The sequence below is a fragment of the Novosphingobium sp. ES2-1 genome, assembly GCF_015169775.1.
GTDB lineage: Bacteria > Pseudomonadota > Alphaproteobacteria > Sphingomonadales > Sphingomonadaceae > Novosphingobium > Novosphingobium subterraneum.
On sequence record NZ_CP063445.1, the window covers coordinates 1,235,721 to 1,248,684 of the forward strand.

A 12,964-nucleotide genomic window follows, 5' to 3' on the forward strand; every position below is an offset into this window, starting at 1 on the left:
AAGGCCCCGCCATTGCTGGCGGGGCCTTTCTGTCTGGGGCCGGAGCCTGTGGTCAGGAGCCGATGGTCAGGCGCCGAAGGTGCGCTGCCACCAGCCGCGACGCGGTGCAGACTGTTCGCCGGCTTCCGCCTCTGCCGCGGCGTCTTCGGCGACCGGCGCTTCTGCGCTGACCGTTTCTGCCGGAGCAGCTTCGGAAGCCACGGCATCGGCCTTCTTGCGGCGCGTGCGCTTGGGCTTTTCCGCCGGGGCTTCAGCTTCGGCCGCAGGAGCTTCTACTGGCGCAGCTTCGACGGGCGCAGCTTCGGCTTCAGGTGCAGGCGCTTCGGGAGCGGCTTCCACCTTCTTCTTGCGGGTGCGCTTGGGCTTGGCCGGCGCAGGCGCGGCTTCCTCGACTGCAGGGGCAGAAACAGGAGCTTCCTCGGCTACAGGGGCAGCCTCGGCTTCACCTGCGACATCAGCCTTCTTCTTGCGCGTCCGCTTGGGCTTGGCCGGTGCTGCTTCTGCAACAGGAGCGGCTTCGGCCTCGACCGGGGCAGGCGCTTCGGCTGCGACCGGTTCGGCGACGAGCGGTTCGGCGACGACGGGTTCGGCCGGGGCGGGCTCTGCCGAGGCTTCGGCAGGTTCACCCTGCTCGGCACCAACTTCGCCCTGATCGCCTTCAGCGTGTTCGCCAGCGCCTTCGCCGTTCTCACGGCCACCGCGCCGACGACGACCGCGACGGCGGCGCTTGCGCGGACCACGGTCGTTGCCGTCATCGCCTTCGTCGGTGTGAGCGCCTTCGGTGCCTTCGGCTTCGCTGCCTTCAGCTTCTTCGCCTTCGGCCTCGTCACCTTCTTCGGCCGAGCTTTCGGTCTCGCCGTTCTCATCGCGGCGATCGCGGTTGCGGCCACGGCGGCGCTTGCGGCGCTTGCGGCGACTCTCGCGGTCACCCTCGTCACCGTCGCGCGAGCGCTGCTGACGGGGCTGCTCTTCGGTTTCTTCCTCGTCGTCGAAGTCCTCTTCCACCAGATCGTCCTCTTCGGGCTCGATGATCGGTTCGAAGCGGGGGACGAATTCAGGCTTGGGCCCGCGCGAGGCGACGCGCATCTTGGCGCCTTCGTTCTCACCTTCGGGGATCACTTCGACGGTGACGCCGTAGCGCTCCTCGATCTCGGCCAGATCGCCGCGCTTGGCGTTGAGGACGTAGATTGCGGCTTCTTGGCTGGCGTAGAGCGTGACGACGTTGCCCTTGCCCTTGGCGGCTTCGTCCTCGATCAGGCGCAGCGCGGACAGGCCGGCCGACGAAGCGGTGCGGACGAGGCCCGAGCCGTCGCAGTGCGGGCAGGCGCGGGTGGTGGCCTCGAGCACGCCGGTGCGCAGACGCTGGCGGCTCATTTCCATCAGGCCGAAGCCGGAAATGCGACCGACCTGGATGCGGGCGCGATCGTTCTTGAGCGCGTCCTTCATCGCCTTTTCGACCTTACGGATGTTCGATCCATATTCCATGTCGATGAAGTCGATCACGACGAGGCCGGCCATGTCGCGCAGGCGGAGCTGGCGGGCAATTTCGCGCGCGGCTTCGAGGTTGGTGGCAACCGCGGTCTGCTCGATGCCGTGCTCCTTGGTGGAGCGGCCCGAGTTGATGTCGATCGAGACCAGGGCCTCGGTCGGGTTGATGACGAGGTAGCCGCCAGACTTGAGCTGCACGACCGGGTCGTACATCGCGGTGAGCTGGTCTTCGGCCCCATAGCGCTGGAACAGCGGCACCGGATCGGCATAGGCCTTCACGCGCTTGGCGTGGCTCGGCATCAGGAGCTTCATGAAGTCCTTGGCGGCGCGATAGCCATGCTCGCCCTCGACCACGACTTCCTCGATCTCGCGATTGTAGATGTCGCGAATGGCGCGCTTGATCAGGTCGGAATCCGAATGGATCAGGGCGGGCGCGACCGACTTCATCGTGCGTTCGCGGATCTCGTCCCACAGGCGGGCGAGGTAGTCGAAGTCGCGCTTGATTTCGGGCTTGGTGCGCTGGAGGCCGGCCGTGCGGACGATGCAGGACATCGAGCGCGGCAGTTCCATTTCGGAGATGATCGTCTTCAAGCGCTTGCGATCGGCCGAGGAGCTGATCTTGCGGCTGATGCCACCGCCATGGCTGCTGTTCGGCATGAGCACGCAGTAGCGGCCGGCGAGGCTGAGGTAGGTAGTGAGGGCGGCGCCCTTGTTGCCGCGCTCTTCCTTGACGACCTGGACGAGCAGGACCTGGCGGCGCTGGATCACGTCCTGGATCTTGTAGCGACGGCGCAGCGCCATGCGCTTGGCGCGCAGTTCGTCGGCTTCCTTGCCCTGCGAACGACCGCCCTGACGGCGACGGCCCTGACGGCCGCGACGGCGGTTGCTGTCACCCTCTTCGCCTTCGTCCGAAGCTTGCGAGGTTTCCTCGCCTTCGTCGCCCTCTTCACCTTCGTGGTCGAAACCGTTCTCGACGACGCCGCCTTCGATGGTGGCGACCTGGTCCTTTTCGGACGTGTCGACTTCGGTCACGCCTTCATCAGAATCGTACCCTTCGCCATCGGCGTAGTCTTCGTCTTCCGCGTCTTCAGCGGCACGCAGGGCGGCTTCTTCTTCGGCGTGTGCGGCTTCTTCCGCCAGCAGGGCCTCGCGATCCTCCTTGGGGATCTGGTAGTAATCAGGGTGGATTTCGCTGAACGCCAGGAAACCGTGGCGATTGCCGCCGAAATCGACGAACGCCGCCTGAAGCGAGGGTTCTACACGGGTTACCTTGGCGAGGTAGATATTGCCCTTGATCTGCTTGTGATCAGCAGATTCAAAGTCGAATTCTTCAATCCGATTGCCCTTCAGCACCGCCACCCGGGTTTCTTCCTGGTGGCGCGCATCGATCAGCATGCGCGTGGTCATTACAAATACTCCAGCCGCGCTGCCGCTGGATTGCCTCTGGGGCTACCAATGCGTTTCTGGCGCGGTTCGTTTGGGATGCACGAACGGCAATTGCACGGATCACTCCGTTGCGAATGTCATTCGCGAATGCGGGTTTGCCGGATCGGAGCGTTGCGGCGCGCAGCGTATCGACTGCCTTGCCCTGTCGCTCGCCGCCCGGCGGCGGTTGGTTTGTGTCTGCTGTGAAGACAACTCGCGGCGAAGTGCGCGTGCCGGCAAGCGTCCAAGCCGCGACCGCCCCAGTGGGGCAGCTAGGCAGGAACGAAACACGGCTCATCATCACGGCATCAACCTTGTGGCGCGGAGGAGGGCGCTTGCGCTTCTTTCTCTCCACGTTGGCGGGATCTTCACCAGCGGGCTTTCCCTCGCCCACCGCGGCGCAAGATGTGCGCTTTCCGGCGGTTTCGGCGTGGATGCGCCGGTGCTGGCTTGCCCCGGTAGATGGGTGCTAGCACCCCAATTGCAAACCGGCAATTAAAACAATGCCGGGAACGGCCCGTTAACCATGCCAACGTTTTGGGTCTGGACCGGCAGGGGTGGGGCGGGGCATAGACCGGTTCAGATGGAGAACAAGGGGGTCCTGATCGCGGTCTTTGCCGCGCCGGTTGCGGCGGCGGCACTGATGTGGGCGGCATTTTCATCGGGCCTTGCCGAAATCGAACCGCGATCCGTGCTGCGGCTGGAGATGCCGCCAAGCAGTGGGCGTGTCGGGCTTCCGCCGGTCGAAGGGCCGGCCGATGTCAGCCGGCCACTGGTGGTTATCGACGCCGGGCATGGCGGCCACGATCCCGGTGCGAGCGGTTCGGCGGGGGAGCGCGAAAAGGACCTGACCCTGTTGCTGGCGCAATCCCTGCGCGATGCGCTGCTGGCCGATGGCAAGGTGCGGGTGGCGATGACCCGGAACTCGGACCGGTTTCTGGTGCTGGAAGAGCGTGCCGACATTGCGCACCGCCTTGCGGCAGACTTGTTCATATCGGTCCATGCCGACGCTGCGCAGAATGACCTGGCGCAAGGTGCGACGGTCTACACGCTTTCCGACAAGGCGTCGGACGGTGTTGCCGAGGCGCTGGCGGCGCGGGAGAACAAGGCCGACACTGTCAATGGCGTGAACCTTGAAGGGCAGGGGGCGCAAGTGTCCTCGATCCTTGTCGATCTGGCCCGGCGAGAAATGCGGGAACGGTCGTTGCGGTTCGGGCAACTGGTCGTCCGGGAAGGGCAGGAGACGGTACGCTTTCACCAGACGCCCCAGCGCGAAGCGGCTTTTGTTGTCCTGAAGTCGCTCGATCTGCCTTCTGCGCTGATCGAAGCAGGCTATATCAGCAACGTGGACGATGCGCAGAAGATGCGCGATCCGGCGTGGCGGCGCGCGTTTTCCGGATCGGTGGCGCGGGCGATCGAGATTTTCCTTGCCGAGGGGCAGGTTGGCGCTTCGCCGAATAGTGCGATGCCCTGAGTGCATTGGCTGCAGGTTCGCTCTGGCTTGCCACGGCGCGGGCGTGCTAGAGGCCCTGCAACATGGCCGAAGAGACGTCCCAGCAATCCCGGTTCAAGCTCATCCGCGACGAAGGTCGTGCACGGTGGGGTAACCTTTCCCGGTGGTATCGCACAAAGTGGGGCGAGAGCCGCCGCTTCCGCTTCCTGAACTACGCCATTGGCGCGATTCTGGTAGGCTGGTTCGTGCTGTGGGTGGCGGTGATCCGCACGATGCCTTCGGCTGACACGCTGCTCACCTACCAGCCGCCCTTGCCGACGATGGTGCGGGGCAATGATGGCGAAATCGTTTCCAGCTATGCCCGCGAACGCCGCGTGCAGCTGCGTTTCGTCGATTTCCCCGAGCCGATGATCAATGCGTTCCTTTCGGCCGAGGACAAGACCTTCTGGAGCCATGGCGGGATCGACTACCTCGGCTTTGCCGGGGCGGTGGTCGACTATGTGACCAAGTACGGCTCGGGCGAACGTGCGCGCGGCGGTTCGACGATCACCCAGCAGGTGGCCAAGAACATCCTGATCGGCGACGAGTATTCGATCACGCGCAAGCTCAAGGAAATGGTCCTCGCGCGCAGGATCGAGGGCGTGCTGAACAAGCAGCAGATCCTTGAGCTTTATCTCAACGAGATTCCGCTGGGACGGCAGAGCTTCGGCGTGCAGGCTGCAGCGCGTGCCTACTTTGACAAGGACGTGGGTGACCTGCAGCTGCATGAGGCCGCGTTCCTTGCGATCCTGCCCAAGGCCCCGGAACGCTATGGGCGCGCGCAGTATGAAAGCATGGCCATCGAGCGTCGCAACTGGGTGCTCGACCAGATGGTCAAGAACGGCTGGGCGACGCCGCAACAAGCCGCCGCCGCGCAGGCCATGCCGCTGGGGCTCAAGCCGCGTCGGGCGGAGAACTACACGGCCGATGCGGGCTACTTCCTGGAAGAAGTGCGCCGCCAGCTGATCGAGAAATTCGGCGAGAAGGCCGAGGACGGCCCGCACAGCGTCTATGCCGGGGGGCTGTGGGTGCGCACTTCGCTCGATACGCAGTTGCAGACCGCGGCGCAGAATTCGCTGCGGGCGGCTCTGCTGCGCTACTCCGGTGGTCGCGCCTGGCATGGGCCGATCGCACGGCTGGATGTGGATAACGATCGCTGGCAGACCGAGCTGATCACCAGCAACATCTCGATCAACTACCAGAACTGGCGGATCGGCGTGCTGCTTTCGCGCAGCGGCTCTTCGGGCAAGGTGGGTTTTTCGGATGGACAGACTGCCAGTCTGATCGGGCTGCCGGACAGCATCAAGCCGGGTGACGTGACGGCGGTGGCGCCGGTCAATGGCTCGACCTACGCCGTGCGCACGGTACCCGAGGTTTCGGGCGGCATGGTGGTCGAGGACCCGCAGAACGGCCGCGTGCTGGCGATGCAGGGCGGGTTCGACGCGCGGCTGGGCTCGTTCAACCGCGCGACGCAGGCCAACCGCCAGCCGGGCTCGACGATCAAGCCGTTCGTCTATGCCACGGCGCTGGACAACGGGATGACGCCGGCCTCGATGGTCGTCGACGGGACCTTCTGCGTCTATCAGGGCGCGGCACTGGGCGAGAAATGCTTCCGCAACTTCGGCAACGAAGGCGGATCGGGCAGTCACACCATGCGCTGGGGGCTCGAGCAATCGCGCAACCTGATGACGGTGCGGGTGGCCAACGACGTGGGCATGGACAAGGTGGTGCGCACGATCAAGAACGTCGGGATCGGCGAGTACGAGCCTTACCTTTCAATGGCGCTTGGCGCCGGGGACACTACGGTGCTCAAGATGGTCAACGCCTATGCGGCGCTGGCCAACCAGGGGCGTCAGCACAACCCGAGCCTGATCGACTACGTGCAGGACCGCAACGGCAAGGTGATCTGGCGCGCCGACAACCGCCGCTGCGACAACTGCTCCATGGCGCAGTGGGACGGCAAGCCGATGCCGCGCTTCAAGCCGACCGGCAAGCAGGTCATGGACGCGCGCACGGCCTATCAGGTGGTCCACATGCTTGAAGGCGTGGTGGTGCGCGGCACGGCGGTGACGTTGCGCGATCTCAACCTGCCGCTGTTCGGCAAGACCGGGACGACCTCCGGCCCGACCAACGTGTGGTTCGTGGGGGGCTCGCCGGACATCATCGCGGGCGTCTATATCGGTTACGACCAGCCGCGCAGCCTTGGCGGATACGCACAGGGCGGGCGCATCGCGGCGCCGGTCTTCAAGCAGCTGGTACAGGAGACCCGGGCGCGCTGGAAGGACATTCCCTTCGCAGTTCCCGAGGGCGTGCGAATGGTCAAGATCGACCGCGTTTCAGGCAAGCGCGTGTTCGGTGGGACGCCCGAGAACGACGTGGCGAAGGCGTCGGTCATCTGGGAAGCCTTCAAGCCGGACACCGAACCCCGCCGCACGGCCCGCGAAGGTGAAGTCAGTGCCAAGCAGGCGGTGATTGACGCATTGCGCAGAGCGCGTGCCGCGCGCGGCATTCCGGAAGGCGGCGCCGAGGAAGCGCCGGTGGAGCAGGACTTCCTGGAGGAGCAGGGCGGAATCTACTGATCAGCCGAAGAGCGGAGAGCTGCCCCGAAAGGCATTGGCGATGAGGGGTGAGGTCTGTTAGCGTCCCCGCATGACGATCCGCACCCTCTTTGCTGCCGCCGCAGCCTTCGCCGTTTCCGTTTCCGCTCCGGCCCTTGCCGAGCTGCCGACCGGTGCGAGAGCGCCGGATTTCGCAGCGCAAGGGGCGCTGGCTGGCAAGCCGTTCTCGTTCAAGCTGCATCAGGCGCTGAAGAAGGGACCGGTGGTGCTGTACTTCTACCCCAAGGCCTTCACGCAAGGGTGCACGCTGGAAGCGCACGCCTTTGCCGAAGCGACCGCGCAGTTCAAGGCGGCGGGCGCGACGGTCATCGGCATGTCGAACGACGACGTGGCGACGTTGCAGAAGTTCTCGACCGAGGCGTGCCGGGACAAGTTTGCTGTAGCCAGCGCCAGCCCCGCGCTGATCAAGGCCTATGATGTGGACCTGCGCAAGCCCGATGGTTCCTCGACCGGACTGACCAAGCGCACCAGCTATGTCATCGCCCGCAACGGCAAGATCGTGATGGTTCATTCCGACATGGACTATCGCGACCACGTTAAGATGACGCTTGCTGCGGTGCGCAAGCTCAAGGGCTGAACGCGCGCCCCATTACGCACTCGGCATTTCACGCTTGGGCTTTACATGCCTGCCCGCTTCGCTAAGCGGCGCAGTTCGTTTTGTTTCGAATTGACCGGAGTTCAGCCCCATGCGTGCCGAAGGGCAGGCCCATATCGACCGCATCAATGCCGCGCTGGCGCTGGTGCGCAAGTTCCTCGACTGGGATCGCGCCGTGCGCCGTCTCGACGAGTTGAACGCCCGCGTCGAGGACCCGAAGCTGTGGGATGATCCCAAGAAGGCCGAAGAGGTGATGCGCGAGCGCAGGCGGCTCGAGGCCTCGATCGGGACGGTGAACGAGATCGGTCAGGAAATGGCCGATGCAATAGAATTCATCGAGCTTGGCGAAATGGAAGGCGACGAGGCCACGGTAAACGAAGGCCTCGCCACGCTTGCCGCGCTGGCCGACCGTGCCGACAACGACAAGGTGCAGGCCCTGCTTGCCGGCGAGGCTGACGCCAACAACTGCTTCCTTGAAGTCCATGCCGGCGCCGGCGGGACAGAAAGCCAGGACTGGGCGGAAATGCTGCAGCGCATGTATACGCGCTGGGCGGAGCGCCATGGCTACAAGGTCGATCTGGTCGATTATCACGCGGGCGAAGCCGCAGGCATCAAGTCTGCCACCCTGCTGATCAAGGGCGAGAACGCCTATGGCTATGCCAAGACCGAAAGCGGCGTGCACCGTCTGGTTCGCATCAGCCCCTATGACAGTTCGGCGCGGCGACACACCTCGTTCAGTTCGGTCTGGGTCTATCCCGAGATCGACGACAACATCGAGGTCGAGATCAACCCGGCGGACCTGAAGATAGATACCTATCGCGCTTCGGGTGCGGGCGGGCAGCACGTCAACACTACCGATTCGGCGGTGCGCATCACGCACATTCCGACCGGGATCATCGTTGCCAGCCAGAACGACCGCAGCCAGCACAAGAACCGTGCAACCGCGATGGGCATGCTGAAGGCGCGCATCTACGAAGCAGAACTGGCCAAGCGCGAGGCTGCGGCGAGCGGCGAATATGCCGCCAAGACCGAGATCGGCTGGGGGCACCAGATCCGGTCCTACGTGCTGCAGCCTTATCAGCAGGTGAAGGACCTGCGGACCGGGGTGGTCTCCACCAACCCGACCGAAGTTCTCGATGGCGCGCTTGACCCGTTCATGGCTGCCGCACTTTCGCAGAAGGTGACGGGCGAGAAGGTGACCGTGGAGGATGACGACTGATGCGGCGGGCTTCGGCCCATCGTTCAGTCGCACTCGCCGTGTTGGCGTCGCTGGCCATTGCTGCGTGCAAGCCGCAGGTGGACGACAAGCGTCCTGAAACGTCGCGCGAGTTTCCTACCGCTGACCGCCCCGTTTCCGGCGTGGTCAGCAACGCTTTTTCCAACGAGCAGGAACGTGACCGCCTGGGCGAGGCGGACATGGTGATGAACCTGGCCGGGATACAGCCGGGCATGAGCGTTGCCGACATCGGGGCGGGCGAAGGTTACTACACCGTACGCCTTGCCGAGCGGGTCGGCAGCAAGGGGCGCGTGCTGGCGCAGGACATCGATGGCGACGCCTTGCGGCGGCTTGGGTCACGTGTCGAACATGACCGGCTGGACAACGTCTCGATCAAGCCAGGCGGCGTGGACGATCCGCGCTTGCCCGAACGCAGCTTCGACCGCGTGCTGATGATCCACATGTATCACGAAGTGACTGAGCCTTATGCGTTCCTGTGGCGAATGTGGCCTTCATTGAAGGCGGGGGGCAAGATCGTGGTGGTCGATCTCGATCGTTCGACCGACCGGCACGGCATTCCTCCGGCGTTGCTGATCTGCGAACTGGAAGCCGTGGGCTTTCGCTTGGATGAATTTCACCGTAAACCAGAGATTGCGGGGTATTATGCCCAGTTCGTCGCGGCGAAGAGCCGTCCCGAACCGGGCGAGATAAAGCCGTGCCGTCTGAAGACGGCCAAGGGTGCGAGCGCGACAAGCGCGTTGAAAGGAAATTGATGTCTGCGTTCAAGGGGTTGAAGCCGATTCTCTATGGCGGCCGCGAGGTTTGGCCGCTGGTCGAGGGTGGCAAGGGTGTTGCGGCGACCAATCACATGAGCTCGGGCGCGTGGGCCGCGGCCGGGGGTATCGGCACGGTGAGCGCGGTCAATGCCGACAGCTACGATGCCGAAGGCAAGATCATTCCACAGGTTTATAATGCCCTCACGCGCAAGGAACGCCACGAGGAACTGATCAAGTACGCCATCGATGGCGCGGTCGAGCAGGTCAGGCGTGCCTATGACATTGCCGGTGGCAAGGGCGCGATCAACATCAACGTGCTGTGGGAAATGGGCGGCGCGCAGGCCGTGCTCGAAGGCGTGCTGGAAAAGACCCGCGGGCTGGTGACGGGCGTGACCTGCGGGGCGGGCATGCCTTACAAGCTTTCCGAGATCGCAGCGCGGTTCAACGTGAACTATCTGCCGATCGTGTCCTCGGGCCGTGCATTTCGTGCACTGTGGAAGCGGGCCTATCACAAGGTCTCGCACCTGCTTGCGGCGGTGGTGTACGAAGATCCGTGGCTGGCGGGCGGGCACAACGGCCTTTCCAACGCGGAAGATCCCAGGAAGCCGGAAGATCCCTATCCCCGCGTCAAGGCACTGCGCGACGTGATGCGCGCCGAGGGTGTCTCGGATGACGTGCCGATCGTTATGGCAGGTGGCGTGTGGTTCCTGCGCGAGTGGAACGACTGGATCGACAATCCGGAACTGGGCGCGATTGCCTTCCAGTTTGGCACGCGCCCGTTGCTGACCGAGGAAAGTCCGATCCCGCAGGGGTGGAAGGATCACTTGCGCACGCTTGAGCCGGGCGACGTGCTGCTGCACCGCTTCTCGCCCACGGGCTTCTATTCCTCGGCCGTGCGCAATCCTTTCCTACGCGCCCTGGAAGCACGTTCCGAGCGGCAGATCCCGTACTCGCGCGTCGAGGCCGGTGAGCATACCGCGCAGCTGGACGTTGGTGTGCGGGGCAAGAACTTCTGGGTGACGCCGAACGATCTGGCCCGGGCGCGTGAATGGCATGGCGCGGGGTTTGTGCACGCGTTGCGCACGCCGGACGACACCATGGTGTTTGTGACACCGGAAGAGCGTGACGAGATCCAGCAGGATCAGAAGGACTGCATGGGTTGCCTGTCGCACTGCGGGTTCTCTTCATGGAAAGACCATGACGATTACACCACCGGGCGCCTCGCGGACCCGCGCAGCTTCTGCATCCAGAAGACCTTGCAGGACATCGCGCACGGCGGCGACATCGACAGGAACCTGATGTTCGCAGGCCACGCGGCCTATCGCTTCAAGCAGGATCCGTTCTATTCGAACAACTTCACTCCGACGGTGAAGCAGCTCGTCGACCGGATCCTGACCGGGGACTGACCTTTGCCGGCCAACGGAGCGTCCCGCGCTTTGCCGGCGCGACGCTCCGTTCAGGCCGGAATGCTGGATCTGCGTTCGGCTGGCAGGTGACCCTTGTCTGGCTTGCGGAATTCGAGATCCAGAAAGCGTTCGAGCACGAACATCTTGACCGCAAAGCGGGCTTCCATCGGCGAAAGATCGGGCTTCTTTGCGGCAATGCGCGTGAAATGATGACGCGCTTCGACTATCGGCATGCCTGCAGGCAGCGTAGCTTTGACCTCGGTGACGAGTTGGCGAGCAGCTGCAATCTTTTCCATGGCCTGTTCCTCGGTCAATTCCCCTGCGCGCGCCCTTTGCTGGACTCTGCAGAAGAATTTTGAACAGACCGATGGGCGCCATTGTTCATAGCGGGCGCAACAGGCGCCATCGAGATAACGGCAGGCAAATACGAAAGTGGGATGGCCTTGCGCGTTGCGCGATGTCGTCAAACCGATGCTTTCGACATCGCGGACTTCGTCTTCGCGGATCTTGGCATCTTCGTAGAGCGTGCCGTCACAACACAGGCCGCATGCCAGGCAAAGCCTACTTTCCAGCGTGAGATCAGGTGCGGGTGCCGACATCCCGGCTATCATACATTTGACAGCGGCGTGCCGCCATTTGTCGGAAGGCAAGCATGGCGGGGAAATTAGTCACCAAGCCCGGATAACTTTAGGCAAGGCCGCGACCGAGGTTCGCTATGCTGCGCCGGTGTCTTGCCGGGAGGGTGCCGGTTGTGCCGCACTGCGCAGATGAGCACGCTTCGCTCCTCTGAACGCGCTATCGAGGAAGCGTTCCAGCACGAACATCTTGACGACGAAGGTGGCTTCATCGGGCGCGATATCCGGGCGCTTCGCTGCGAGATCCTTGAAGAGCCCGCGCGCCTGCGAGATTGGCACCCCCGGTGGCAGCAAGGCCTTGATTTCCTCAGTCATCTGCCGGGCGCGGGCAATGATGCTGAAAGCTTCATCCTCGGCCAGCTCTTGCTTGCCCACGCGCTTCTGGACCTCGCAGAAGTAATCGCCACAGACCGAGGGCCTCCAATCCCGGTATCGGGTGCAGGCCGTACCATCGAGATAGTGGCAGCCAAGCAGAAATGCCGGCTCGTCATTGGTCGTGCGTATGGTCTGCAGGCCGATCCCTGCCGTGTCCTCGACCTCTTCTTCCTCGATGTGGGCAAAGCCGAACACTGTACCATCGCAGCACAGGCCGCAGGCCAGGCAAAGCCTGCTTGCCGTGGAAAGGTCGTCAGCATCGGGCATGGACGCGATGATACTGACGGCAGCGCAGGCTCGCTACTTATCGAAGGTCATGGAATCACAGAAAATTCTACAGGGTGCCGATCATAACTAAAGGAAGGTGGTGTAGGGTGGCGGGTTACGCGGCCTCCTGTCCGGAAGGCTTATGACGGAACATCGCCTTGCGGGGATCGCGAAAATAGCGGTCCAGAAGGAGGTCGAACGCGGTCAGCTTGAGCACGAAAGCCGTTTCTGATGCGGTGCGCTCGGCGCTGGCGGCGATCTGTCCGCGGCGTTCACGTGCAGCGTTGAGCGTCTCGCCTGCGATCAGGAATGGCTGCAACTGTTCGCGCGCCCTCAACATTTCGTCCACGCGTCGGAACGCCTCGGCACTCTCGATCTCGTCGGCGCGCAAGGCTTTCAGCGTCTTGCAACGGAACTTCCGGCAGGTTTCGGGGCGGATCGTATAGATCTGGCAGCTCTGGCAGACCGAATGCGGACAAGGCTGGAAGAAGATTGCATCGGTTTCGCGCGATTGCATCGCGAAACGATCGCCAAGCGCCTGCTCCTCGTCGCGGCTGACTTCGACGTACGTGAAAATCGTGCCGTCGCAGCAGGCTGCGCAGCCTGTGCACAGATCCTGTTCAAGGAGGGACGGGGCTTCGGCCTCGGTTGCGGTCATGGCGACAGACTAT

10 protein-coding genes are annotated in these 12,964 nt (G+C 63.7%); 6 read left to right on the plus strand and 4 right to left on the minus strand.

Going from position 1 to position 12,964, the window contains the following annotated elements; all coding sequences use genetic code 11:
• Positions 1–66 precede the first annotated feature (66 nt).
• A complete protein-coding gene (locus tag IM701_RS05850; RefSeq protein WP_193828069.1) occupies positions 67–2,895 on the minus strand; it encodes a ribonuclease E/G in 2,829 nt (942 codons plus the stop codon).
• Between the two features lie 601 nt (positions 2,896–3,496).
• Between IM701_RS05850 and IM701_RS05855 the strand changes: the two genes are divergently transcribed.
• The 6 genes from IM701_RS05855 (at position 3,497) to IM701_RS05880 (ending at position 11,016) form a co-directional block, all read left to right on the plus strand.
• Positions 3,497–4,387: an N-acetylmuramoyl-L-alanine amidase gene (locus tag IM701_RS05855; RefSeq protein WP_230487818.1), complete on the plus strand. Its 891-nt coding sequence runs from the start codon at positions 3,497–3,499 to the stop codon at positions 4,385–4,387.
• A 62-nt stretch (positions 4,388–4,449) separates the two neighbouring features.
• Positions 4,450–6,984 carry a penicillin-binding protein 1A gene (locus IM701_RS05860; protein WP_193828070.1) on the plus strand — a complete coding sequence of 845 codons (2,535 nt, stop codon included), beginning with the start codon at positions 4,450–4,452 and terminating at the stop codon, positions 6,982–6,984.
• A gap of 70 nt (positions 6,985–7,054) precedes the next feature.
• A complete protein-coding gene (locus IM701_RS05865; RefSeq protein WP_062342086.1) occupies positions 7,055–7,600 on the plus strand; it encodes a peroxiredoxin in 546 nt (181 codons plus the stop codon).
• A 109-nt stretch (positions 7,601–7,709) separates the two neighbouring features.
• Complete coding sequence (prfB, locus tag IM701_RS05870; RefSeq protein WP_039331382.1) at positions 7,710–8,837, plus strand: peptide chain release factor 2; 1,128 nt, start codon at positions 7,710–7,712, stop codon at positions 8,835–8,837.
• The gene (locus tag IM701_RS05875; protein WP_039331380.1) at positions 8,837–9,607 is read left to right on the plus strand and encodes a methyltransferase domain-containing protein; all 771 of its coding nucleotides are present in this window, start codon (positions 8,837–8,839) and stop codon (positions 9,605–9,607) included. The genes prfB and IM701_RS05875 overlap by 1 nt, the downstream gene beginning before the upstream one ends.
• Complete coding sequence (locus tag IM701_RS05880) at positions 9,607–11,016, plus strand: nitronate monooxygenase family protein (RefSeq protein WP_193828071.1); 1,410 nt, start codon at positions 9,607–9,609, stop codon at positions 11,014–11,016. The genes IM701_RS05875 and IM701_RS05880 overlap by 1 nt, the downstream gene beginning before the upstream one ends.
• A 50-nt stretch (positions 11,017–11,066) precedes the next feature.
• On the opposite strand, the gene IM701_RS05885 is transcribed toward IM701_RS05880, so the two are convergent.
• The 3 genes from IM701_RS05885 to IM701_RS05895 all read right to left on the minus strand — a co-directional run bounded on the left by IM701_RS05885 (position 11,067) and on the right by IM701_RS05895 (position 12,951).
• Positions 11,067–11,615: a YkgJ family cysteine cluster protein gene (locus tag IM701_RS05885; protein ID WP_193828072.1), complete on the minus strand. Its 549-nt coding sequence runs from the start codon at positions 11,613–11,615 to the stop codon at positions 11,067–11,069.
• A gap of 114 nt (positions 11,616–11,729) precedes the next feature.
• Complete coding sequence (locus tag IM701_RS05890) at positions 11,730–12,293, minus strand: YkgJ family cysteine cluster protein (protein WP_193828073.1); 564 nt, start codon at positions 12,291–12,293, stop codon at positions 11,730–11,732.
• A gap of 115 nt (positions 12,294–12,408) precedes the next feature.
• Positions 12,409–12,951, minus strand: coding sequence for a YkgJ family cysteine cluster protein (locus IM701_RS05895; protein WP_039331373.1), 543 nt, complete (start codon positions 12,949–12,951; stop codon positions 12,409–12,411).
• Positions 12,952–12,964 lie beyond the last annotated feature (13 nt).

Bases quoted from the DNA above. Each gene is read 5' to 3' on its own strand.
- IM701_RS05850 (WP_193828069.1), bottom strand. From the start codon at position 2,895: ATGACCACGCGCATGCTGATCGATGCGCGCCACCAGGAAGAAACCCGG.
- IM701_RS05855 (WP_230487818.1), top strand. From the start codon at position 3,497: ATGGAGAACAAGGGGGTCCTGATCGCGGTCTTTGCCGCGCCGGTTGCG.
- IM701_RS05860 (WP_193828070.1), top strand. From the start codon at position 4,450: ATGGCCGAAGAGACGTCCCAGCAATCCCGGTTCAAGCTCATCCGCGAC.
- IM701_RS05865 (WP_062342086.1), top strand. From the start codon at position 7,055: ATGACGATCCGCACCCTCTTTGCTGCCGCCGCAGCCTTCGCCGTTTCC.
- prfB (WP_039331382.1), top strand. From the start codon at position 7,710: ATGCGTGCCGAAGGGCAGGCCCATATCGACCGCATCAATGCCGCGCTG.
- IM701_RS05875 (WP_039331380.1), top strand. From the start codon at position 8,837: ATGCGGCGGGCTTCGGCCCATCGTTCAGTCGCACTCGCCGTGTTGGCG.
- IM701_RS05880 (WP_193828071.1), top strand. From the start codon at position 9,607: ATGTCTGCGTTCAAGGGGTTGAAGCCGATTCTCTATGGCGGCCGCGAG.
- IM701_RS05885 (WP_193828072.1), bottom strand. From the start codon at position 11,615: ATGTCGGCACCCGCACCTGATCTCACGCTGGAAAGTAGGCTTTGCCTG.
- IM701_RS05890 (WP_193828073.1), bottom strand. From the start codon at position 12,293: ATGCCCGATGCTGACGACCTTTCCACGGCAAGCAGGCTTTGCCTGGCC.
- IM701_RS05895 (WP_039331373.1), bottom strand. From the start codon at position 12,951: ATGACCGCAACCGAGGCCGAAGCCCCGTCCCTCCTTGAACAGGATCTG.